This is a genomic window from Lysobacter sp. DMC97, assembly GCF_056313745.1.
The window spans coordinates 175,053-197,588 of sequence record NZ_JBQUZR010000008.1; the positions used below are offsets into that span (position 1 = coordinate 175,053).

Sequence of the window (22,536 nt, forward strand, 5' to 3'; positions counted from 1 at the left end):
GGAAGGAAGGGGTGGCGCGGTCGCCGCGGGCACGTGATGCGCCCGCGGCGGGGATCCGCGTGTCGGATCAGGAGAAGTCGACGCCCTTCTCGAACGTGCGCAGTTCGTGGCGCGCCATCGCGAGGTTCGACTTGGAGCGGTCCAGCACGACGTACAGGAACAGCTTCTGGTTGGACTCGAGCGGGCGGATCACGTGGTACTGCTTGGTGAGGCTGATGAGGACGTCCTCGATCGTGTCGTTGAGCTTCAGCGCGTTGGCGACCTTGCGCTTGGCGCGGACGACTTCGGCATTGCCGGCGGCGGCGAGTTCGAGGTCGATGCCGGCGCCGTCGCCGGCGAGCAGCATGCCGCTCTCGGTGTCGACGAGCGCGGAGGCGATGTAGCCGTCGAGGCTGCGGAGGGGTTCGAGCGAGATCTTGGCCATTGCGTGTTTCCTCTGGAGGTTGCGGATTGAAGGGACGTGGCTTGGGGGAACGGATGGGGGTGCGCTGCTCGCGGTGGGCCGCATCGTCGGCGTCGGCCGCGACGGGTGCCCGGAGCGGGGCGGAATCGGAGGGGGTTACGCGGCGGCGTCGATCCGCGCGGCGAGTTGCTCGGCGGTGTCGAGCGCGGCGCGGATGGTCATCGCGAGGATCTCGCTGCCGTCGGCGCACACGCAGAGCGTGTGCAGCTTCGCCTTCGACGGCACCCGGACCAGCACGATCGAGCCGTGCGCGGTGGCGATGCTGTTGTAGAGCGCGCGGCTGTCGAGCGATTCGCGGCTGAAGGATTCGATCAGGCCCATGAGCGAGCTCATGATCGCGGCGGCGCGGGGGGCATTGGTCTCGCGGCCGGGGGCATCGGCGTGGGCGAAACTGCGGCCGTCGACCGTGCCCAGGGAGGCGAACACGATCGCGGGGGTGCGGGCGATCAGGGCCTCCAGCGTCTGCTGGCATTCATTCCGTGTCTGCATCAGTGCGGTCGCGTCCTGCGATTTCGAGGGTTCGATCACTTTCAATGCGGCCGACACGTTGGCCTCCGGCGGGGGTTGTAACCGTTCTCAAAGCAAAGGTCGTGCCAAATTCTTGACGTCCTGTTCGACGAACCCCGACGGCGATGGGTGATCGCATGCCATGCCGCCCGACGCTTTTGTACAGGATGGAATGACGACCGTCTCACTTTGTCCGGGGGGGGCGTGCAGATTGCACTGGGTGACGTGACGGGTCAGATTCCGGACATCGCGTCGGAACGTGTGACCTACGCGGTCAAACGCCATCACGCGTCGCCGGCTGCCGGGGGCGGGGGCGCTTCTGCTACTGTCTGCGCCCGTTCCCGCTTCCCGGTGCATGCGTCATGCAGGCCTACTTCTGGACCAAGACCTTCCATCTCGTCTTCGTCATCGCCTGGATGGCGACGGTGTTCTACCTGCCGCGCATCCTGGTCAACATCGCCGAGGCCGGCGACGTCCCGGCGGTGCGCGAGCGGCTGGTGCTGATGGGCCGCCGGCTGTACCGCTTCGGCCACACCATGTTCGGGCTGGCGGTGATCCCCGGGCTGGTCCTGTGGCTGCATTTCCACATGGTCGGTGGCTGGCTGCACGCCAAGCTGACCCTCGTGGCCCTGCTGCTGGCGTACTTCATCGTCAGCGGCCGCTGGCTGAAGGGCGTGGACAAGGGCCGCGCCCTGCCGTCGGCGAAGGCGCTCCGCCTGATCAACGAACTGCCGGTACTGCTGCTGGTGGCGATCGTCTACCTGGTGCTGGCCAAGCCGTTCTGAAGCCCAAGCCCGGTAGAGCGGCCTTTAGGCCGCTGCCTTTGCGCTTAGAGAAAACCCGGAGCAGCGGCCTAAAGGCCGCTCTACCAGGAGCGTGGGCAGAGTCCGCGCCGGCGATCAGCGCCGGAACGCCGCCGGGTCCGGCAGGGTGACCGGGACGCCCTGGGCGTCGCACAGCTTCTTCGCGCACAGCGCCGCGCGCAGGGCCGGAGTGGCTTGCAGCAGGATGTGGAAGATCGTGTTCTGCTCGATCGTGCCGCGCACGGCCGACGCGCCGGGGCCGCGGGCCCAGATGCCGACGTCTTCGCCGCCGTGGGTCTCGTTCGACAACGGGATCATCGCTTCCTGCAGGTAATCCGGGGCCTCGGTGTCCACGTCGCCCAGCCTCGGCCGGCCCTGCGTCGCCTGGCGGAAGCCGCTGACCTCGCGGGCGGCCGACTTCGGGCCTTCCGGCTGCTGGTCGGTGGCGCCGGCGTAGCCCGGGCCGTTGGCGTAATTCAAGGTGGTGTAGGGCAGGCCGGTGGCGTCGGTGGCGAAACCGGCCGGGTTGCTGCCCTCGCCGCTGCTGCCGCGGACCTTGCCGAGGATCGGGTTGCCGCGCACCGGGTAGCCGGAGAAGGTCAGGGTGTGGGCGTGGTCGGCGGTGACCAGGATCAGCGTGTCGTCGGCCGAGGTCGCCTTGGCCGCGGCGGCGACGGCTTCGCTCAGCGCGATCGCGTCGGTCAGCGCGCGGTAGGCGTTGCCGCTGTGGTGGGCGTGGTCGATGCGGCCGCCTTCCACCAGCAGCACGTAGCCCCGCCGGTTGCGGCCGAGGCGCTCGATCGCCGCGGTCGTCATCTCCGCCAGCGACGGCTCGCCGCCGCGGTCCTGCGCGCGGTCGTGCTCGAACTGCATGTGGCTGGGCTCGAACAGGCCCAGCAGCGGCCCGGTCTGCGGGGCCGCGGCCAGCTGCTTCGCGTTCCAGACGTAATGACCGCCGGGATGGCGGCGCTGCCAGACGGCGATCAGGTCGCGGCCGTCCAGGCGCAGGCCGACCTGGTCGGCGTATTCGGGATCGGTCTGGGTCGGCGACATGAAATTGCCGCGGCCGCCGCCCATCAGCACGTCGGGGCCGTGGCCGTACGGGGTTTCGATCAACTGCCGGGCGATGTCCGTGCAGCCGGCGTCCATGGCGGCGGCCGACAGTTCGGCGTCGTTCTCCCAGTTGCGGTCGGCCGAGTGGGTGAAGGTCGCGCCCGGCGTGGCATGGGTGATCCGGGTGGTGGTGACCACGCCGGTGGACAGGCCGCTGGACGCGGCGAGTTCCCACAGCGTCAGCATCGGCGACTTCAGCGCCCCGGCGCAGTCGTCGCGCATCGGCGCCTGGCCGACGCTCAGCACGCCGCTGCGGGTCTTCACGCCGGTGGCCATCGCCGACATCGTGCCGGCGGAGTCCGGCGTCTGGGTGTCGGTGTTGTAGGTCTTGCTCAGGCCGGTGTACGGGAAGCCTTCCCAGCTCAGCGCGTTCTCCTCGCCCGGGCCGCCCTTGCGCTGGCCGTCGAGGATGCGGGCGGCGGCCACGGTGGTGATGCTCATGCCGTCGCCGACGAACAGGATGACGTTCTTCGCGTGGCCCGACATCGCGCCGCGGGTGGCGGCCTGCGCGGCGCCGGCGCGGAACCACCACGCCGGGGTCTCGCCGTCGGGATGCCGGATCGCCGGCACGTCGACGGCCGGGGCGGCCGGCGTGGCCGGCGTGGCCGGCGTGGCGACGCGGCGCGCCTGGGCGACGGGCAGCGTGGCCGCGGCGGCGAGGGTGCAGGCGAGGGCGAGCAGGGCGGGGCGGACGATCATGGGCGGGGACTGCGGACGGAAACGTCGATTATGCCCGCCCGCCGTTGCCGGCGTGGGACGCGGTGATGACGCCCGCCCGCTCGCCGCGTCCGGCCGGCTCGGCTATCGTGCCGGCTCGCCTCGTCCTCCGCGGAGCCCTGCATGTCCGTCGTCGCCTTCTGGTTCCGCATCCCGTTCTGGCAGCGCGTGGTCGGCGCATTCGCGCTCGGCGCGCTGGCGGGCTGGGCCTTCGGGCCGAACGCCGAGACCTGGTTCGGGCCGCTGGGCGACCTCTACGTCAAGCTGATCAAGATGATCGCCGTCCCGCTGGTGTTCTTCGCGGTGATCAACGCGGTCGCCTCGCTGCACGGGCAGAAGTCGATCGCCGCGCTCGGCGGACGGACCTTCCTGTGGTTCGCGATCACCGCCGTGCTGGCGGTGGCGATGGGGCTGGCGGTCGGCACCGTGCTGCAGCCGGGCGTGCTGCAGTTGCCGCTGTCGGTGGATCCCGAATACGTGCCGAAGGACATCCCCAGCGTGGTCGACGTGCTGCTGGGCGTGGTGCCGACCAACGTCTTCCACGCGCTGACCGGCATCGGCGAGGCGAAGAACGCCGCCGGCGAGACCGTGCTGAAAGCCGGCAAGGGCTCGATCCTGCCGGTGATCTTCGTCGCCGCGCTGATCGGTTTCGCGATGGTGAAGCTGGGCGAGAAGGTCGCGCTGGCGCGCAAGCTCGCGGGCGAGGCCAGCGAAATTGCCATCCAGGTCACCCGCTTCGTGCTGGAGATGACGCCGATCGGCACCTTCGGCCTGATCGCCGCGCTGGTCGGCAACTACGGCTTCAAGCAGCTGCTGCCGCTGGGCAGCTTCGTGCTGGCGCTGTACATCGCCTGCGCGCTGCACATCCTCGTCACCTACAGCGGCCTGCTGCTGGCACACGGCCTGAACCCGCTGAAATTCTTCCGCGGCGCCGCGGCGGGCATGCAGGTGGCGTTCGTGAGTTCGTCGAGCTTCGCCTCGCTGCCGTCGTCGCTGCGCTGCGCCACCCACAACCTCGGCGTGGACAAGGACTACGCCGCGTTCGCGGTGCCGCTGGGCGCCAGCATCAAGATGGACGGCTGCGGCGCGATCTACCCGGCGCTGTGCGCGGTCTTCATCGCGCAATACATGGGCACGCCGATGTCGCCCGAGCAGTACCTCATCGTCGTGATCGCCTCGGTGCTCGGCAGCTTCGGCACCGCCGGCGTGCCCGGCACCGCGGTGGTGATGGCGACGGTGGTGCTCAGCGCCGCCGGCCTGCCGCTGGAAGTCATCGGCTATCTCTACGCCATCGACCGCATCCTCGACATGATGCGCACGATGACCAACGTGACCGGGCAGATGCTGGTCCCGGTGCTGGTCGCGAAGGAAACCGGTCTCCTCGACCGCGAGACCTACGAACGCGCGCCGACGAACGTCGGGATCGAGGAAGCGGCCTGACGTCACGATGGCGGCACTGGACGCTGCCATCGACGGGTGTTAACCAGCAGGAGTCCGCCTCGGCATCGACCGCGATGCCGTCGATGCGGACGATGCAGGCCATCGGACGGCCATCGTGCGATGGCGCCTGTCCCATCCCCGATCAATGGAGTGAATCGCGATGTTCCAGATCCGTCTCGCCGTCCTGTCCGCCGCGCTGGTCGCGGCCGCCTTCACCGCTGCGCCGCAGACCGCGTCCGCCCGTTTCCTCGGCGGCTTCAGCATCGACAGATCCGCAAACCCGACGCCCTCCACGGGCCCGTGGGGCGGGGTCGACCTGTGCACCGCGAACCTGCGCCGCTGGAACAACCTGCTGAAGCAGTGGGAGTTCCACATGGCGTCGGGCTTCGATGCCCCCAGTTGCATGGCCAATGCGCAGATCTACATCAACCTGGGGTATTCGCCCAACCCGAATCCGGGCACCGGCTTCTGCGCCTGCCACCCGGGCTTCAACGGCATGGCGGTGGCCAGCCCGGACGGCAACGGTCCGCTGGCAGGACACGAACTGTCGCCGGAAGCCGCGCAGGTCTACAGCGAGGGACTGCTCGAACTGCGCAAGCGCTACAACTTCGACCAGTTGGCGAAGGAGCAGGAAGAACTGCTCGACGCGGTGATGGCGGCGGATCGGAAGGGCGATTGATCCGCGATGCGGGAGCGGCCGGTCAGGTCGCTCCCGCGTCAAGTCGAGCGGCATGTGCAGGAGCGGCGTGAGCCGCGACCCTACGACTTCATCTTGAACAGGTTGCGCAACGCCAGCGCGAACAGGAACGTCATCACCAGCGTCGTGATCTTGTGCAGGATTTCGAGCGCGAGCGCAGTGATGGAAATCCAGCCCTGATGCCCGAACAGCGGTGCGCGCAGTTCGGTCTGCATCTTGTCGAGCCCGGGGACCGGAGAAACGCTGCCGAGGGTGTATTTGATGACGGCAGAGGTGCGGTCCGGACCGGAAACGGCGTCGGCGTCGGTTGCGGCCTTGATGTCAATGCACTCGGCATTGTCTGCGCACGCATTCGCCAATGCGCCGTAGCCAGCGCCGAATGTCAGCGATAGTGCCAGCAGCCAAGCCGCGGGGCGCCACAAGCTGAAACCGTAATCAGAAAAATTCCTGTAGAGCGTCGACATCCATCGCTTTCCGAGAGGCAGCCCCGGATGCTCTGCCTTCATCTCCAAACGGAAGAACTTTTATTCTTCTCGCGTGGCTTTCAGCTGTTCCATCGCGAGTTTGAGCGTCCGATAAGCGCGCGCGGCATCGATTCCGGGCGTAGTGTTGAAGTATGCGCCGGTGAAGGTCGTGTCCTGATGGAACTTGCATCCGTGGAAGTCCGGTATCCCGAGGAACACGGATCTGTTCTTTGGCTGGAGTGACCTTTTGTGGTTTTCCAGTCTGTCGTCGATGTGCCTGACTTGGCTGTCCTTGACGTTTCCGTTTTTCCTTGCCCCTTTCGAGAAGGCATGGGCCGCTTCCGGCGTGATCGCTCCCGCTTCCGGCCCGTACGAGAATATTGTCGATCCGGAAAAAACTTGATTTCTGAAGCTCACGCCATCAAGGAACCAGCATCCAAGGAAATTGATGCCGTTGAACGGCATTTTTTCATTGTCGTCAGAATTGGAAATTCTGTTCTGGAATCTTGGTGCTTCGTAAAAAATACAGTTTTCGAAAAGAAATATTCCGCCGCATGAGTTGTGAGAAAAGTATAAAGACAGGAATCCTGCGCTGAGGTTGGCGTCTTCTTTGAAGCTGCAGTTTGTTATAAAGGTGCTTCCGGTGAACTCGCTTTTCTTGATGTTGAATTTATTTTCGAAAAAACATTCGTTTACTATCGTTATTCCTTTGTGGCGAGATCCTTCCATTTGGAATTTTCCGCGGATCACGGATTGATTGAGGGTGAATTCGCCCAAAAAGTTCACGCCATTTTTCTTTTTTTCGGATGGTAAAAAATCCAGGTTTCCGTTGAAATTCGCCTTGATGAATTTGGCTTCTCCGTGAAAGATGCATCCGCCGAAACTCGCGCCTCCAGCTTTGTTTGATCTGTTGTTGCTGAATTCAATTTCTTCCCAGAAATAACAATCTTCGAAAATTGCGTCTCTTTTGAAGCAAGAATCTTCGAAATTGACTTTTCCGTGGAAACGGCTTCTCGAAAAAAATACATTTCCTTCAAAAGTACATCCAACGAACTTGCTCGAGTCGCGAAAATAAGAGCTCGAAAATTTCGTGTTGGCGTGAAATAAAAATCCGGAAAAGTCAATGTCGCTTAGGTTGTAATCGCCATGGCCACTGAAGTCAATTTCGAATTCGCTGTTTTGTTGTTCTTTTTCAGTCAATATCTTCTGCGAATGTGCCCATGCATTCCAGTGTTCCTTTCCCATCCTTGCGATGGCCAAGAAGCCGTTTCGAGTCGGCGATTGCAGGCTTCCGTATTCATATGGCCTTTTTTTGAATATTTCTTCTGTTTCAGCTATGAGCTTCTCTTGGGTGGCGGTTTCCATGAATCATTCCATTCCTGATGGATTTCCCATTCACTTCGGCAACGTCCTCTCCCGCCGCTGCGCCAGCGTCGCGCCGAGCAGCGCGGCGGGGATCGGCAGAAGCAGGCCGAGGGCGGAGACCCAGGTCGGGTGTTCGGGGACGATCACGATCATGCCGACGACGCCGGCGACGGTGAGCAGGGCGACGCAGGTCGCGGCGATGCGCGGGTGGCGGGCGATGCGTCCGGCGACCCCGCCGCCGACGAAGGCGCCCAGCGCCCAGGCCGTCACCAGCAGGACCAGCGCGGCGGTCGGCGCGGCGGCGAGCATCACCGCCAGCGACTGCGGATCCTGCGGGTCGAGGCCCGGTGGCGGCGGATACAGCATGTGGCTGGCGAACTCCACCGCGGAGGTGGTCAGCCACATCGCGAAGATGCCCAGCACGATGCCCAACAGCGTACGACCCATCGACGTTCCCCTTTGCCGAAGCGGTGATCGCAGCATGGGCCGGCGCCGATCCGGCCGCAAGCGGCTCGGGAGCGGTCGAGTCGGCGCCCGCCGCATTCGGCAGAGCGCGTCGCCGAATGCTGTTCGGGGTTCGCTCTTCTCCCTCCCCTTCAAGGGGAGGGTCGGGGTGGGGATGGGGTATCTGGCTTCCGGCCGCGGTTCCCATGTTCGAAGGTCGTGAACCCATCCCCTCCCCAGCCCTCCTCTTGAAGGGGAGGGAGGAAAACCGCGCTCACCGCGCGGAAAACGCGAAGGGCCGCTTGCGCGGCCCTTCGGGAGAAGCGGACGGCGTCGACCCTTACTGGGTGGCGACGCGGCGCGCCTGCAGGAACTTCTGCGCCCAGTAGCCGGAGGCGAGGGTCGCGATCTCCACGTCCTTGCCGGTGCGCGGGGCGTGCAGGAACTGGCCGTTGCCGATGTAGATGCCGACGTGGTCGACGTGCTTGCCGGCGCGGCTGAAGAACACGAGGTCGCCTTCGACCAGCGCGTCGCGGTCGCGGATCAGTTCGCCGACCTTGGCCATGTCGCGCGAGATGCGCGGCAGTTCGATGCCGAGGTTGTTGCGGAACACGTAGCCGACCAGGCCGCTGCAGTCGAAGCCATTCTCCGGCGTCGTGCCGCCCCAGCGATAGGGCGTGCCCAGCAGCGACAGCGCGCGGCGCAGCATGCCGCGGATGCGGCCTTCGGCGGGCGCGGCGGCGGTCGTCGCGGTCCCGGCATCGCCGGCGACCGGGGTGTCGTTGAAGATCGCGCGGACGTCGCGGGCGAACAGCACCGTGCGGCCGGGCAGGGAGAGCGGATTGCGCAGGCCGGCATCGGCCAGTGGTGCCAGCACCGGCGGCGAGAGCTCGAGGGTGTCTTGCGGAGCCTCTGCGGCGATGGCCGGGACACTGGCGGCAGCCAGCAGGACGGCGAGCGCGAGGCGGAGGTGGATGGCGGAGGGGCGGCCGGAGCCTTGGGCTGGGGTCGTCACGCGTCATGCACTTTGCGAGAAGGAGTCCGCAGTGTGCCCGAGGCCGGCCGGCGGGGGGTTCAGAAAACGTTAGGCCCGGCCCGAAAAAGGTGACCACGGTTCCGGAACGGAACATCCGTACGTCAGCGGAGGGTGGTCGGCCTCCGTGGAGCAGGAACCGTTCTCGTTCTGCAAAATCTTCCCGGATCAATGAGTTGCAGAACAATGTTCCACGCGGGAGAGGAATCGTGCGCTGCGGCGGCCCGGTGTCCGCTCAGTGCAACACGCGTTTCGCACCGGTGTAATGGTCCCGCCACCAGGCGCCGTCCAGCCGGTCCAGCCGGACCGTGCCTCCGGTACTGGGCGCATGCACGAACCGGCCCTCGCCGACATAGATGCCGACGTGGCTGACCTCGCCGCCGCTGCCGAAGAACACCAGATCGGCCGGCGCCAGGCGGTCGGGGGCGATCCGCGGGCCCTGAATGACGGCCAGTTCGCGCGAGGTGCGCGGTAGGCGCACGTCGAGCATGTCGCGGAAGACGTAGTTCACCAGCCCGCTGCAGTCGAACCCCGACTCCGGCGTGTTGCCGCCGTAGCGGTAGGGCGTGCCGACCAGGCCGAGCGCGCGCATCAGCACGGCGTTGGCCTCGGCCGGGTCCTGCGGAGTGGCGTCCTGCGGGGCGGCGGTCGACCACGTGCGCTGCGGGGGCGGCGTCTGGCGGACGCGTTCGGGCTCGCCGCAGCCGGCGAGGCCCAAGGCCAGCGCCAGGGCCACCGCCCATGCGACAAGCGGCGCGGTTGGCGCCGGGGCGGGGGAGCACGGATAATGCGCGGCCTTCATCGCGGCCATCTTGGCCGCTCCTTCGCCCGGCGATCAAGCCGGCCCTGCCGCTTCCACGGCGCCGACCCCGTCGGCCCCCAGAGTTCACGCATGAAAATCGAGAAAGACCGCGCTGTCCGTTTCCACTACACCGTCGGCGAAGTCGGCCAGCCGGCCACCGAAAGCTCCAACGGCGGCGAGCCGCTGGCCATCCTGATCGGCCACGGCAACATCATCCCGGGCCTGGAGAAGGCGATGGAAGGCCGCGAGGCCGGCGAGACCTTCTCGGTCGACGTCCCCGCCGCCGAGGCCTACGGCGACCGCAAGGACGGCCTGACCCAGCGCATCCCGAAGAAGCACTTCGGCAACCAGAAGCTCGAACCCGGCATGCAGGTCGTGCTGCAGACCAACTTCGGCCCGCGCGCCGTGACCATCGAGAAGGTCGGCCTGACCGCGGTCGACGTCGACCTGAACCACCCGATGGCCGGTAAGGACCTGCATTTCGACATCGAGATCGTCGACGTGCGCGAAGCCTCGGCCGAGGAAGTCGAGCACGGCCACGTCCACGGCGACGGCGGCCACCACCACTGATCGCCCCGCGATCGCCCGCGGCGGCCGGCTCCGGTCGCTGCAGGCTTCCGCAACAGGAAACGGCCCGCGCGAGCGGGCCGTTTCCGTTGGTGCATCCGGGTGCGGAGGCGATCAGTTGACGTTGATCGCGCTCCACGCCGCGGCGACGGCGTTGTAGTTCGCCGAGCCGGTGCCGTAGAGGTCGCGGGCCGCGTTGAGCGTGGCGGTGCGGGCGCCGGCGTAGTTGGTGCTGGAGGTCATGTAGACCGTCAGCGCGCGGTACCAGATCGCCGTGGCGGCGCTGCGGCCGATCCCGGTCAGCGAGGCGGTGCCGGTGCCGGCCTTGGTGTTGCCCGCGGCGCAGGTCGTCGGCGTGTGGTTCACGCCGCTGAAGGTCTTCGCGCCGGTGCCTTCGGCCAGCAGGTAGAAGAAGTGGTTGGCCGGACCCGAGCTGTAGTGCACGTCCAGCGAACCCACGCCCGAGTACCAGCAGTCCGACGACGCGCCGTCCTTGTTCGGACGGAACATGTAGCGGAGGGCCTTCTGGGTGGCGCTGCCCGGCACGTTGGCGATGTAGATCTCCTCGCCGATCAGGTAGTCCGGGGTGTCCAGCGCATTGTTGGCGTAGAACTCCACCATCGAGCCCATGATGTCGGAGGTGGCTTCGTTCAGGCCGCCGGACTCGCCCGAGTAGGTGAGGTTGGCCGAGCGCGAGGTCACGCCGTGCGACATTTCGTGGCCGGCCACGTCGAGGTCGACCAGCGGGCTGTAGGTGGCGCCGTCGCCGTCGCCGTAGCTCATGCAGAAGCAGCTGTCGGACCAGAAGGCGTTGACGTAGTTGCGGCCGACGTGGACGCGGCTGTACGAGCCGGCGCCGTTGTTGGCGATGCCGTTGCGGCCGAGCGTCTGGTAGAAGTCCCAGGTGGTGGCCACGCCGAAGTGGGCGTCGGCACCGGCCGAGGCGCGGTCGCTGTTGGCGTTGTTGCCCCAGACGTTGTCGGCGTCGGTGAAGATGGTGCCGGTGCCGGTCTTGTTGGTCGCACCGTTCTTGAAGTCGGTGGTGTAGGTGTTGCCGCGGCTCGGGTCGCGCATCTCGTAGCCCGAGGCCAGGCTGTTGGTCACGATGCCGACGTTGCCCGAGTAGATGGTCTTGCCGGTGCCGTTGGCGGCGGCCGTGTTCACCGTGTCCCACTTGTCGAGCACGCGGCCGTTGCCGGCGTCGACGATGTAGTGCATCTCGGTCGGCGTCTGGTCGGCCTTCACGCCGTTGAACACGACCTGGTAGGCCAGCGTCGGCGCGGTGTCGCGGGCGTAGATCACCTTCGAGGCGCTGCTCACGCCGTCGAACGCGGTGCCGAAGTCGGCGCCGGCGATCGTGGTCGCGGCGTCGCCGGTGAGGGCGGCGCTGAGGGCCGGGCGGGCGCTGCTGGTCAGGGTCTGGCTGACGCCGAGGACCTGGCCGTTGCGCGAGTGGACGACGAGGTCGCCGCCGACGACCGGCAGGCCGGCGTAGGTGCGGTTCATGCGCACGTGCTCGGTGCCGTCGCGGTCGACGATGACATCGTTGGCGGCGAAGGTGTCGGCCGCGGCGCGGCGGGCTTCGAGCGCGGCGGGGCCGGCGAGCAGGGCGCGGGCGCGGTCGGCCTGCGGCGTGCGGTCGGCGTCGGCGCCGGACCGGGTGTAGGCGACCATCGCCTGGGCCGCCGAGGTGCCGGCGGTCGCGAAGGCGGGCATGGCCGGGGTGGCGGCGGCGACCGTGCCGGCGGCGACGGGCGCGGCGGCCTCGGATTGGGCGCTCAGGCCCGGGAGCTTTCCGGACGACGCGGTGGATTCGACATGCAGCACGGCGAGCGAGGTGAGGATGGCGGCGCTCAGCAAGGAGGTCCTGGTACGCATAGCGAGGTGATGCCCCTGTAGGAAGAATGTGATCGGGCCGGAGGTGCCGGTCATACTGATGCAGGGGCGTCCCGCTCTCCCGGGACAATGCCGCTGCATGCCTCGAAGGCGCGGGGGTACGAACGCCAAGGGCGTTTCCCTACCTGCAAGACATCCGAGCATAGGCGCGGATTCATCTTTCGGTCATGTTGCAGTGCAACAGAGGGATTTTTCGGTGACAGATTCCACATTTTCAGGGGAGGCAAGGCCGCAGTGACCATCGATGTTCTGATCGCGGGCGGTGGCGTCAGCGGGCTGGCCACGGCGCTGGCGCTGCTGGAATCGGGCCGCGGCGTGCGCGTGGTCGAGACCGGGCGCATCGGCGCCGGCGCCTCGCACGGCAACTGCGGCACGATCACCCCCAGCCACGCGCCGCCGCTCGCGGCGCCGGGCACGGTGCTCAAGGCGCTGCGCTGGGCGCTGACGCCCGACGCCCCGCTGTACATCCGGCCGCGCATGGACCCGCTGCTCGCGCGCTGGCTGCTGGGCTTCGCCGCGCGCTGCAACCATCGCGACTGGGAGGCCAGCGCGCGCGGCAAGTACGCGCTGCTCGACGACGCCCGCCACCGCCTCGCCGACTGGGTCGCGCGCTACGCGCTGGCCTGCGAGTTCGTCGAATCCGGCGAGGACTACGTCTTCCGCACCGCCCGCGCCTTCGCCCGCGAGCAGCGCGAACTGCCGCTGCTGCGTGAACTGGGCGTGGCGGTCGAGGTCATCGACGGCCCGGCCTACGAGGCGCAGGAACCGGCGCTGCTGCCCGGCGTCGCCGGCGCCCTACGCTTCTCCGGCGATGCCGCGCTGCGTCCGGACAAGTACCTGGCCGAACTGGCCCGCGCCGTGCGCGAGCGCGGCGGCGAGATCGTCGAAGGCTGCGCGCTGCACGGCCTGCGCGAGGATCGCGAAGGCATCGCGGCCTGGACCGACCACGGCGAAGTGCGGGCGCGCAACGTGGTGCTGGCGCTGGGCGCGTGGTCGGCGCTGTCGGCCGACACCTTCGGCGTGCCGTGGCTGAAGCGCGTGATCCAGCCCGGCAAGGGCTACTCGATCACCTACCGCGCGCCGGGCCTGGTGCCGAAGCGGCCGCTGGTGCTGCGCGAGCGCTCGGTGTGCGTGACCTCGTGGCAGGACGGTTTCCGCCTGGGCAGCACGATGGAGTTCTCCGGTTTCGATCGCACGCTCAACGAACGCCGGCTGGGCGCGCTGGAACGCGGCGCCCGCGAATACCTGCACGAACCGGTCGGTCCCGAGGTGCGCGAGCGCTGGTACGGCTGGCGGCCGATGAGCCGCGACGACATGCCGCTGATCGGCCGCGCGCCCGGCCTGCGCCGGGTCTGGATGAACGCCGGTCACGGCATGATGGGCGTGGGCATGAGCACCGGCAGCGCGCAGTTGCTGGCCGACCTGATGGCCGGGCGCACGCCGGCGATCGATCCCGCGCCCTACCGACCGGAGCGCTTCACGTGACCGAGGATGGCTTCCAGGCGCTGACGCAGGCCTATCCGCTGCTGGCCGACCTGCCGGCGTCGCTGCGCGAGGCGGTGGCGTCGCAGGCGGCCTGGCACGACTTCCGCGACGGCACGCCGATCTTCGGCGAGGGCCAGCGCTGCGGCGGCCTGCCGCTGGTCACGCAGGGCGCGGTGAAGGTGTTCCGGCGTTCGGACAGCGGCCGCGAGATCGTGCTGTACCGCGTCGCCCGCGGCCAGACCTGCATCCTGACGTCGAGCTGCCTGCTTGGCGACGAAGCCTACGGCGCCGAGGGCGTGGCCGAGGGCGCGCTGCGTCTGGCACTGCTGCCGCCGGCCCTGTTCCAGCGGATGATCGCCGAGTCGCCGCCGGCGCGTGCGTTCCTGTTCTCCACGCTGTCGAGCCGGCTGTCCGACCTGATGGAGCGGGTCGAACGGCTGGCGTTCCACCGTCTCGACCGACGCATCGCCGAATTCCTGGTCGAACGCGCGGACGCCGGGTTCCGCAGCGTGGCGATGACCCACCAGGCGATCGCCGACGAGATCGGCAGCGTGCGCGAGATGGTCACCCGCACCCTCGGCCAGCTGGCGGAGCAGGGGCTGGTCGAACTCTCCCGCGCCGGCGTGCGGCTGGCCGATCTCGACGGCCTGCGTGCGCTCGCCCAGGGCGAGGCGGCCGGCGACAAGCCGGCCGGTGACAAAAGTCGCTGAGCGGGCGCCGGGACGGCCCTAGGCTGTGTCCAACCCAATGCAAGGAGACACCGTCATGCAGAAGAACGTCGGATCCGTGGACAAGATCCTCCGCATCGTCGTCGGCCTCGGCCTGCTCAGCCTGCTGTTCGTGCTGGAGGCGCCGATGAAGTACCTCGGCCTGATAGGCCTCGTGCCGCTGGCGACGTCGCTGATGGGCTGGTGCCCGCTGTACACGCTGATCGGCCTCAACACCTGCAAGGTCAAGGCCTGACCGCTCCGGTTCGCGCATCCATGCCGGTACACTCGCCGGCATGGATGTCTTCACCCTGCATCGCGGCACCGCGCCGCTGCTGATCAGCCTGCCGCACGACGGCAGCGCCATTCCCGACGCGCTCGCCGCGCGCATGACGCCCGAAGCGCGCCGCGCGCCCGACACCGACTGGCACGTCTCGCGGCTGTACGCCTTCGCCCGCGACCTCGGTGCGTCGATCCTCGCGCCGGAATACTCGCGCTACGTCATCGACCTCAACCGTCCGCCGGATGATGTCTCGCTGTATCCGGGACAGAACACCACCGGCCTGTGTCCGGTCGTGCGCTTCTCGGGCGATCCCGTGTACCTGCCCGGGCAAGCGCCGTCGCCGGACGAAATCGCGCAGCGCATCGACACGTACTGGCGCCCGTACCACGCCGCGCTGCGCGAGGAACTTGATCGCCTGCGTGCGACGCACGGCCGCGCGCTGCTGTGGGAAGGCCATTCGATCCGCGGCACGTGCCCGTTCCTGTTCGAGGGGCGCCTCCCCGATCTCAACCTCGGCACCGCCGGCGGCGCCAGCTGCGCACCCGCCGCGCAGGCGCGGCTGGAAGCGGCGCTGGCCGCGCAGGACGCGTTCGACTGGGTCGCGAACGGGCGTTTCAAGGGCGGCTACATCACCCGCCACTACGGCGACCCGGCGAACGGCATCGACGCGGTGCAGCTGGAGATGAGCCAGCGCATCTACATGGACGAGGACAGTTTCGCCTGGGACGACGCCCGCGCGGCGCGCACGCAGGCCGTGCTGCGCACGCTGCTCGACGCGTTCCTCGCGTGAGCGCGGGCACGGAGGCCGGTGCGCGGCCCGCGTCGCGCGCGGACCTCGTCGGCGTCGCGCTGGTGGCGCTGGGCGCGATCGCGTTCTCCGGCAAGGCCATCATCGTCAAGCTCGGCCTGCACCTCGGCGCGGATGCCGTGACCCTGCTCGCGCTGCGCATGCTGGTGGCGCTGCCGCTGTTCCTGCTGATGGGCATCTGGGCGGCGCGGCGCGCGGCGCCGCTGTCGAGCGGCGATCGCTGGCGCGTGTTCGCGCTGGGCGTGAGCGGCTACTACCTCGCCAGCCTGTTCGACTTCCTCGGCCTGGCGTACATCTCGGCCACCCTCGAACGCGTCATCCTCTATCTCACGCCGACCTTCGTGCTGCTGATGGGCGCGGTGCTGGCGCGGCGACGACCGACGCGCGTGCAACTCGTCGCGCTGGCGATCAGCTACGCCGGTGTCGTGCTCGCCTTCGGCCACGACCTGCGCGTCGGCGGCGAGGGCGTGCTCGTCGGCAGCGTGCTGGTGCTGTGCAGCGCGCTGTCCTACGCGGTGTACCTGTACGGCAGCGGCGAGATCGTCGCCCGCGTCGGCGCGGTGCGCCTGACCGCCTACGCCAGCACGATCGCGGCGGTGCTGTGCATCGGCCAGTACCTCGTGATCGAGCCGTGGGGCCTGCCGCGGCTGCCGCACGCGGTCTACGCCCTGTCGCTGCTCAACGGCACGCTGTGCACGGTCGCGCCGGTGCTGATGACGATGCTCGGCGTGCGCCGCCTCGGTTCCGGCGTGGCGTCGCAGATCGGCATGATCGGCCCGGTGTCGACCATCGTGCTGAGCCAGCTGATCCTGCACGAGCCGATGGGCCCGTGGCAGATCGCCGGCACCGGGCTGGTGGTCGCCGGCGTGCTGGCGGTCTCGCGCGCGAAGGCCGGCTGAGGCGGGGTTCCCGTGACCTTCCCGCATCCTCCGGCCACCGGTGTCGACGGCCACGGTCCCCCTCCGTACACTGCGTCCGGTGTCCGCTGCGGATGCGGGGAGGGGCCATGTCGCTGTTGACCATCCTGCTCGTTGTCTTCCTCGTCCTGCTGGTGCTGGGCGCCGCTGCGCTGTGGGTGCTGCGCATCGTGATCCGGCGCTGGCTTTCGCGGAAGATAGCCGACGAACAGCAGGCCCGTCGCGGCATGGCCGCCCGCATCACGCTGGTGCCGACCGCCCAGCCCTGGCGGCAGCCCGGCACCGAGGCCCTGATCGACGCGTTGACCGCGGCCGGCTACGTCGAGGTCGGCCGCTACGACGTGCCGGAGATCCAGACGATGCGGCTGTGGGCCGCGGCGCATCCGGAAGACGGTTCGACCGCCGCCATCTACGACCACGGCACCGTGCCGCCGTTCTTCGACCTGGTGCGCGTGTACGACGACTACGCCACCTGCACGGTCACCACCAACCCCATCCACGATCCCGCCAACGTGCCGCCGGACTGCAGTTGCATCGCCGATCGCACGCTGTCGCCGGCCAGTGCGCGCGTGGTGCTGTGCGACCAGCCGCTGCGCGAGGGCGTGATGCGCGTGGACGCGGCCAACTTCACGACGATCTTCACCGAGCTGTACGCACGCGCGATCGAGCACATCCTCACCAAGAACCAGCCCGACGCCGCGAAGATGCGCGAGACCGGACGGCGCATGGCCGAGGCCCAGGGCCTGCCCGCACCGGAACTGGACGACGCGCAGATGGACCTCGCGGTCGAGCTGCATCGCGTCAGTCGGCTCGCGGCGCTGCAGGAAGCCATCCTCGAGCGCTTCGCGAGTTCCGGCGAGATCGCCGCCGCGGAATGGGCGCGCCTGCGCGACCGCGTCGTGGTGGTGCACGACCTGCTCGGGCGCGAAGAGGCCGCGGAAATCGCGCGTGCCGCGGCCGATCGCCGCGCCGCGCAGCCGGTCATCGATACGGTGCTTGCCGAGCAGTTGCCGCCGATCGACACCTTCGAGCGGATCACGGCGCAATTGCCGGCCTCGCAGCGGCTGCGCCTCGTCGGCGAGGTCGACCACCCGCTGTACGCGCAGATCGTGGTCGCGAACGACTGAGCCCGCGGCCAGCGCTCAGCCGCCGGCCAGTGCCTGCAGTTTCAGCACCGTCGCGCGGTTGCGCATGGTCACGCGGTCGCGGAACTTCGCGCCGCCCAGCAATTCCGCGACGCGGCTTTCGAGGATGCCGTCCGGGCACCACAGGTGACAGGCGTCGGCGCCGACGACGAAGGCCTCGCCCGGATGCGCCTGCGCCAGCGCCTCGAACGGCGCGCGGTCGGCGTCGAGATAGAAGCCCACCAGCAGCCGTGACGGATCGTCGGCCTCCGCGCCGAACGGATGGCCCGCGACGATCGCGTCCAGCGCGGCCGCCGGCAGCACCAGCGTGTTGGTCGACACGTCGGTGCGTGCTTCGACCGCCGCGGCGATCCGCTTCGCGTGGAAGGCGGGGGCGCCGCGCCCGGCATCGAACACCACGTTGCCGCTGTTGAGCAGCGTGCGCACGTCCGTGTAGCCGAGGTCCTCGAACAGCGCCTTCAGCTCGGCCATCGCGATGCGCTTGGCCTTGCCGACGTTGATGCCGCGGAAGAGCGCGACGTGGCGCGGCATCAGACTTCCAGCGTCGCGAGATCGCCCGCGCCCGGCAGGCCGTTCGATTGTGCCTGCAACGATGCCGTCGCAACGGCTGGCAGCAATGACACCATGGGTCAGACTTCCAGTGTCGCGAGATCGCCCTTGGCTTCCAGCCACGTCTTGCGATCGCTCGCCCGCTTCTTCGCCAGCAGCATGTCCATCAGCGCATGCGTTTCGGTGCCGCCGTCGACGGTGAGCTGCACGAGGCGGCGCGTGTCGGGATGGATCGCCGATTCGCGCAACTGCGACGGGTTCATTTCGCCGAGACCCTTGAAGCGGGTGACGTTGACCTGTCCGGCGAAGCCCTTCGCATGCGCGGCCTTCTCGCGCTCAATCTTCTCCAGCAGCAGCCGCTTCTCTTCCTCGTCCAGCGCGTAGAACACCTGCTTGCCCACGTCGACGCGGAACAGCGGCGGCATCGCGACGAACACGTGGCCGGCGGTCACCAGCGACGGGAAATGCTTCAGGAACAGCGCCGACAGCAGCGTGGCGATGTGCAGGCCGTCGGAGTCGGCGTCGGCGAGGATGATGACCTTGCCGTAGCGCAGGCCGGAGATGTCGTCCTTGCCCGGATCGCAACCGATCGCGACCGCGAGGTCGTGCACTTCCTGCGACGCGAGCACGCTGCCGGAGGCGACTTCCCACGTGTTGAGGATCTTGCCGCGCAGCGGCAGGATCGCCTGGAAATCCTTGTCGCGCGCCTGCCGCGCGCTGCCGCCCGCGGAGTCGCCTTCGACGAGGAACAATTCGGTGCGCGACAGGTCCTGGCTGATGCAGTCCGCCAGCTTGCCGGGCAGGGCGGGGCCCTGCGTGACCTTCTTGCGCACGACCTGCTTTTCGGTCTTCAGGCGTGCGGCGGCGCGCTCGATCGCGAGCTGCGCGATCTTCTCGCCGAGGTCGACGTGCTGGTTCAGCCACAGCGAGAACGCATCGTGGGCCGCGCTTTCGACGAAAGCCGCGGCCTGGCGCGAGGACAGGCGCTCCTTCGTCTGCCCGCTGAACTGCGGGTCGGTCATCTTCACGCTCAGCACGAACGCGACGCGGTCCCACACGTCCTCCGGCGCCAGCTTCACGCCGCGCGGCAGCAAGTTGCGGAAATCGCAGAACTCGCGCAGTGCGTCGGTGAAGCCGGTGCGCAGGCCGTTGACGTGCGTGCCGTGCTGCGCGGTCGGGATCAGGTTGACGTAGCTTTCCTGCACCAGTTCGCCATCGGGCACCCAGGCCGCGGCCCAGTCGACGACTTCCGAATCCTTCTTCAGCTGGCCGACGAACAGCTCCGGCGGCAGCACCTCGGTCGCACCGAGCGCGCCCTTCAGGTAATCGCGCAGGCCGTCCTCGTAATGCCAGCTGTCCTTCTCGCCGGTGGCGACGTCGAACAGCGTGACCGTGAGGCCCGGGCACAGCACCGCCTTGGCGCGCAGCAGGTGGCGCAGGTGGCGCACGGCGAACTTCGGCGAATCGAAATACTTCGGGTCCGGCCAGAAGCGCAGCCGCGTGCCGGTGTTCTTCTTGCCGACGGTGCCGATGGTCTCCAGTGCCGAGCTGCGGTCGCCGTCGCGGAATTCCATGCGGAATTCGCTGCCTTCGCGCTTGATGAACACCTCGACCTTCTTCGACAGCGCGTTCACCACGCTCACGCCGACGCCGTGCAGGCCGCCGCTGAAGGTGTAGTTCTTGTTGCTGAACTTGCCGCCCGCATGCAGGCGGGTGAGGATCAGCTCGACGCCGGGGATCTTCTCCTCCGGGTGGATGTCGACCGGCATGCCGCGGCCGTCGTCGGCCACCTCGCAGCTGCCGTCGGGATGGATGACCACGTCGATCTGGCGGGCGTGGCCGGCGAGGGCCTCGTCGACCGCGTTGTCGATGACTTCCTGCGCCAGGTGGTTCGGGCGCGAGGTATCGGTGTACATGCCCGGCCGGCGCTTGACCGGATCCAGGCCGGAGAGGACTTCGATGTCTGCGGCGTTGTAGCGACTGCTCATGGGCGATGCGGGGGCGGAAAGGACGGGACACGCCCGAGGCCGGCGAGCTTGGCGGCACCGCGGAGCGTGGTCAAGCCGTTCAGGTTCACGGCCGGATTCATCCCGCAGTGTGCGCGTTCCGGATAAGGTGCGCCCGTCCGCCACGAACCCGCCGATCCCCGGCGCGGAGCCGGACAACAGACGCCATGACCCATTCCCGCCGTATCGCCATCGCCGTGCCCCTGGTGGCGCTGTCGGTCGCGCTGCTGGCGTTGGCCGGCGCTGCCACCGCCCAGTCGACGCCTCCGGACCCGCAGGCCAACCGCGACGACACCTCCGCTGACGCCGACAAGGCCGCCCGCGACGCCGCCGCCGCGAAGGCCGAGGCCGAACGCAAGGCCGCGGCCCGCAAGCCGAAGCGCGACCCGAAGGCCGAGCGCAAGCAGCCCGAACGCGAAATCGAGGAAGAAGAGACGCCTTGAAAGAAGCGCCCCGAGCGCGCCACGCGCCGCAACGACGACGCCCCGGACCTCCGGGGCGTTTTCTTTTGCATGCAGAATCAACGATTTGCGATTTCCAGGGTCGCCCGGATCGCCGCGTGCCTGTAGACTGTGGCTTTCCAGCGACCCGCTGATGCCATGAACTCCCCCAGCTCCGCGACTCCCCTCGTCTTCGTCACCGGCGGCGTGGTGTCCTCGCTCGGCAAAGGAATCGCCGCAGCCTCTCTTGCCGCCATCCTCGAAGCCCGCGGACTCCGGGTGACGATGATGAAGCTCGATCCGTACATCAACGTCGATCCGGGCACCATGAGCCCGTTCCAGCACGGCGAGGTGTATGTCACCGACGACGGCGCGGAGACCGACCTCGACCTCGGTCACTACGAACGCTTCGTCAACACCCGCCTGACCGGGAAGAACTCGATCACCACCGGCAAGATCTACGAGTCGGTGATCCGCAAGGAGCGTCGCGGCGATTATCTCGGCGCCACGGTGCAAGTGATCCCGCACATCACCGACGCGATCAAGCGCAGCATCGACGAGGCCACCGCCGGCTTCGACGTGGCGCTGGTCGAGATCGGCGGCACGGTGGGCGACATCGAGTCGCTGCCGTTCCTCGAAGCCATCCGCCAGATCCGCACCGAGCGCGGTGCCGAGATGGCGCTGTTCATGCATCTCACGCTGGTGCCGTACATCGCCGCGGCGGGCGAGCTGAAGACGAAGCCGACCCAGCATTCCGTGAAAGAGCTGCGTTCGATCGGCATCCAGCCCGACGTGCTGCTGTGCCGCAGCGAGCAGCCGTTGCCCGACGGCGAGCGCCGCAAGATCGCGCTGTTCACCAACGTGCCCGAGAAGGCGGTGATCTCAGCGGTCGATCTCGACAACATCTACAAGATCCCGATGTGGCTGCACCAGCAGGAGCTGGACCAGATCGTGGTCGAGCGCCTGCACCTGCAGGACAAGGCCGCGAAGACCGCCGACCTGTCCGAGTGGATGGCGGTGGTCGACGCCGCCGAGCATCCGATCGACGAGGTGACCATCGCGGTCGTCGGCAAGTACGTCGACCACCACGACGCCTACAAGTCGGTGGCCGAGGCGCTGAAGCACGGCGGCCTGCGCCAGCGCACGCGGGTGACGCTGAAGTGGCTGGAATCCGAGGACATCGAGCGCGACGGCGCCGAGGCGGTGCTGGCCGGCCTCGACGGCATCCTCGTGCCCGGCGGCTTCGGCGATCGAGGTTTCGAAGGCAAGGTGCTGACCGCGCAGTTCGCGCGCGAGCAGCGCGTGCCGTATTTCGGCATCTGCTACGGCATGCAGGCGGCGGTCGTCGACTACGCCCGCCATGTGCTGGGCCTCGAAGGTGCGAACAGCACCGAGAACGATCGCCAGAGCCCGCATCCGGTGATCGGCCTGATCACCGAGTGGCGGACGTCCTCCGGCGAGATCGAGCGTCGCAGCGAGAAGAGCGACCTCGGCGGCACGATGCGGCTTGGCTTGCAGGAGCAGCGCGTCAAGCCGGGCACGCTGGCGCACCGGCTGTACGGCAAGGACGTGGTCGGCGAGCGCCACCGCCATCGCTACGAGTTCAACAACCGCTACCGCACGCAGCTCGAAGACGCGGGCCTGGTGATCGCCGCGAAGTCGATGGACGACCTGCTGGTGGAGATGATCGAGTTGCCGCAGGCGATGCATCCGTGGTTCCTGGCCTGCCAGGCGCACCCGGAATTCCTGTCGACGCCGCGTCACGGCCATCCGCTGTTCATCGGCTTCATCCGCGCCGCGCGCGAGCGCAAGGCGAACGCCGGCCAGGCCGGTGGCAAGCTGCTGAAGGAAGCGAACGGGTGATCCGCGCCGCCGCACCGGGAAC

The 22,536-nt window shown here is 68.2% G+C and carries 23 protein-coding genes; 12 read left to right on the plus strand and 11 right to left on the minus strand.

Annotated elements, in window-relative coordinates:
* Positions 1 to 67: 67 nt before the first annotated feature.
* Both ACT53Q_RS17710 and ACT53Q_RS17715 read right to left on the minus strand, forming a co-directional pair.
* Positions 68 to 424: a roadblock/LC7 domain-containing protein gene (locus ACT53Q_RS17710; protein WP_476187978.1), complete on the minus strand. Its 357-nt coding sequence runs from the start codon at positions 422 to 424 to the stop codon at positions 68 to 70.
* A gap of 135 nt (positions 425 to 559) precedes the next feature.
* The gene (locus tag ACT53Q_RS17715) at positions 560 to 952 is read right to left on the minus strand and encodes a roadblock/LC7 domain-containing protein (protein WP_476187979.1); all 393 of its coding nucleotides are present in this window, start codon (positions 950 to 952) and stop codon (positions 560 to 562) included.
* A 380-nt stretch (positions 953 to 1,332) separates the two neighbouring features.
* Here ACT53Q_RS17715 and ACT53Q_RS17720 point away from each other — a divergent pair, with 380 nt between their 5' ends.
* Positions 1,333 to 1,755, plus strand: a complete 423-nt coding sequence (locus tag ACT53Q_RS17720; RefSeq protein WP_476187980.1) for a CopD family protein — start codon at positions 1,333 to 1,335, stop codon at positions 1,753 to 1,755.
* 114 nt (positions 1,756 to 1,869) lie between these two features.
* Here the strand turns inward: ACT53Q_RS17720 and ACT53Q_RS17725 are convergent, their stop codons facing one another.
* Positions 1,870 to 3,585 carry an alkaline phosphatase gene (locus ACT53Q_RS17725; protein WP_476187981.1) on the minus strand — a complete coding sequence of 572 codons (1,716 nt, stop codon included), beginning with the start codon at positions 3,583 to 3,585 and terminating at the stop codon, positions 1,870 to 1,872.
* A 141-nt stretch (positions 3,586 to 3,726) separates the two neighbouring features.
* Here ACT53Q_RS17725 and ACT53Q_RS17730 point away from each other — a divergent pair, with 141 nt between their 5' ends.
* Entirely contained in the window at positions 3,727 to 5,043 is a 1,317-nt protein-coding gene (locus ACT53Q_RS17730) for a dicarboxylate/amino acid:cation symporter (RefSeq protein WP_476187982.1), read from the plus strand.
* Positions 5,044 to 5,203: 160 nt separating this feature from the next.
* A complete protein-coding gene (locus ACT53Q_RS17735; RefSeq protein ID WP_476187983.1) occupies positions 5,204 to 5,722 on the plus strand; it encodes a hypothetical protein in 519 nt (172 codons plus the stop codon).
* An 80-nt stretch (positions 5,723 to 5,802) separates the two neighbouring features.
* Here the strand turns inward: ACT53Q_RS17735 and ACT53Q_RS17740 are convergent, their stop codons facing one another.
* From ACT53Q_RS17740 to ACT53Q_RS17760, 5 genes are all read right to left on the minus strand, one after another.
* The gene (locus ACT53Q_RS17740; RefSeq protein ID WP_476187984.1) at positions 5,803 to 6,204 is read right to left on the minus strand and encodes a hypothetical protein; all 402 of its coding nucleotides are present in this window, start codon (positions 6,202 to 6,204) and stop codon (positions 5,803 to 5,805) included.
* Between the two features lie 60 nt (positions 6,205 to 6,264).
* On the minus strand, positions 6,265 to 7,569 hold the full coding sequence (locus ACT53Q_RS17745; protein WP_476187985.1) for a pentapeptide repeat-containing protein: 1,305 nt from the start codon (positions 7,567 to 7,569) through the stop codon (positions 6,265 to 6,267).
* A gap of 30 nt (positions 7,570 to 7,599) precedes the next feature.
* Positions 7,600 to 8,016 carry a hypothetical protein gene (locus ACT53Q_RS17750; RefSeq protein ID WP_476187986.1) on the minus strand — a complete coding sequence of 139 codons (417 nt, stop codon included), beginning with the start codon at positions 8,014 to 8,016 and terminating at the stop codon, positions 7,600 to 7,602.
* Positions 8,017 to 8,353: 337 nt separating this feature from the next.
* On the minus strand, positions 8,354 to 9,028 hold the full coding sequence (locus ACT53Q_RS17755; RefSeq protein WP_476187987.1) for a C40 family peptidase: 675 nt from the start codon (positions 9,026 to 9,028) through the stop codon (positions 8,354 to 8,356).
* A 253-nt stretch (positions 9,029 to 9,281) separates the two neighbouring features.
* Positions 9,282 to 9,857 (minus strand): C40 family peptidase, encoded by a 576-nt coding sequence (locus ACT53Q_RS17760; RefSeq protein ID WP_476187988.1) that lies wholly within the window; start codon positions 9,855 to 9,857, stop codon positions 9,282 to 9,284.
* A gap of 81 nt (positions 9,858 to 9,938) precedes the next feature.
* On the opposite strand from ACT53Q_RS17760, the gene ACT53Q_RS17765 reads away from it, so the two are divergent.
* Positions 9,939 to 10,418: an FKBP-type peptidyl-prolyl cis-trans isomerase gene (locus tag ACT53Q_RS17765; RefSeq protein WP_476187989.1), complete on the plus strand. Its 480-nt coding sequence runs from the start codon at positions 9,939 to 9,941 to the stop codon at positions 10,416 to 10,418.
* Between the two features lie 111 nt (positions 10,419 to 10,529).
* On the opposite strand, the gene ACT53Q_RS17770 is transcribed toward ACT53Q_RS17765, so the two are convergent.
* Positions 10,530 to 12,131, minus strand: coding sequence for a M4 family metallopeptidase (locus tag ACT53Q_RS17770; protein WP_476188047.1), 1,602 nt, complete (start codon positions 12,129 to 12,131; stop codon positions 10,530 to 10,532).
* A 414-nt stretch (positions 12,132 to 12,545) separates the two neighbouring features.
* Between ACT53Q_RS17770 and ACT53Q_RS17775 the strand changes: the two genes are divergently transcribed.
* From ACT53Q_RS17775 to ACT53Q_RS17800, 6 genes are all read left to right on the plus strand, one after another.
* The gene (locus ACT53Q_RS17775) at positions 12,546 to 13,796 is read left to right on the plus strand and encodes an NAD(P)/FAD-dependent oxidoreductase (RefSeq protein ID WP_476187990.1); all 1,251 of its coding nucleotides are present in this window, start codon (positions 12,546 to 12,548) and stop codon (positions 13,794 to 13,796) included.
* Positions 13,793 to 14,506, plus strand: coding sequence for a Crp/Fnr family transcriptional regulator (locus ACT53Q_RS17780; RefSeq protein WP_476187991.1), 714 nt, complete (start codon positions 13,793 to 13,795; stop codon positions 14,504 to 14,506). Before ACT53Q_RS17775 ends, ACT53Q_RS17780 begins: the two co-directional genes overlap by 4 nt.
* Before the next feature lie 55 nt (positions 14,507 to 14,561).
* A complete protein-coding gene (locus tag ACT53Q_RS17785) occupies positions 14,562 to 14,759 on the plus strand; it encodes a YgaP family membrane protein (protein WP_476187992.1) in 198 nt (65 codons plus the stop codon).
* Between the two features lie 40 nt (positions 14,760 to 14,799).
* On the plus strand, positions 14,800 to 15,576 hold the full coding sequence (hutG, locus tag ACT53Q_RS17790) for an N-formylglutamate deformylase (protein WP_476187993.1): 777 nt from the start codon (positions 14,800 to 14,802) through the stop codon (positions 15,574 to 15,576).
* On the plus strand, positions 15,573 to 16,493 hold the full coding sequence (locus ACT53Q_RS17795) for a DMT family transporter (RefSeq protein WP_476187994.1): 921 nt from the start codon (positions 15,573 to 15,575) through the stop codon (positions 16,491 to 16,493). Before hutG ends, ACT53Q_RS17795 begins: the two co-directional genes overlap by 4 nt.
* Before the next feature lie 107 nt (positions 16,494 to 16,600).
* Positions 16,601 to 17,638 (plus strand): hypothetical protein, encoded by a 1,038-nt coding sequence (locus ACT53Q_RS17800; RefSeq protein WP_476187995.1) that lies wholly within the window; start codon positions 16,601 to 16,603, stop codon positions 17,636 to 17,638.
* Positions 17,639 to 17,653: 15 nt separating this feature from the next.
* Here ACT53Q_RS17800 and ACT53Q_RS17805 read toward each other — a convergent pair whose 3' ends face one another.
* Both ACT53Q_RS17805 and parE read right to left on the minus strand, forming a co-directional pair.
* Positions 17,654 to 18,187: a DUF1697 domain-containing protein gene (locus ACT53Q_RS17805; protein ID WP_476187996.1), complete on the minus strand. Its 534-nt coding sequence runs from the start codon at positions 18,185 to 18,187 to the stop codon at positions 17,654 to 17,656.
* Between the two features lie 98 nt (positions 18,188 to 18,285).
* Positions 18,286 to 20,193, minus strand: coding sequence for a DNA topoisomerase IV subunit B (gene parE / locus ACT53Q_RS17810; RefSeq protein ID WP_476187997.1), 1,908 nt, complete (start codon positions 20,191 to 20,193; stop codon positions 18,286 to 18,288).
* A gap of 185 nt (positions 20,194 to 20,378) precedes the next feature.
* Between parE and ACT53Q_RS17815 the strand changes: the two genes are divergently transcribed.
* Positions 20,379 to 20,654 (plus strand): hypothetical protein, encoded by a 276-nt coding sequence (locus tag ACT53Q_RS17815; RefSeq protein ID WP_476187998.1) that lies wholly within the window; start codon positions 20,379 to 20,381, stop codon positions 20,652 to 20,654.
* 156 nt (positions 20,655 to 20,810) lie between these two features.
* Entirely contained in the window at positions 20,811 to 22,514 is a 1,704-nt protein-coding gene (locus ACT53Q_RS17820; RefSeq protein ID WP_476187999.1) for a CTP synthase, read from the plus strand.
* The last annotated feature ends 22 nt before the right edge of the window (positions 22,515 to 22,536 follow it).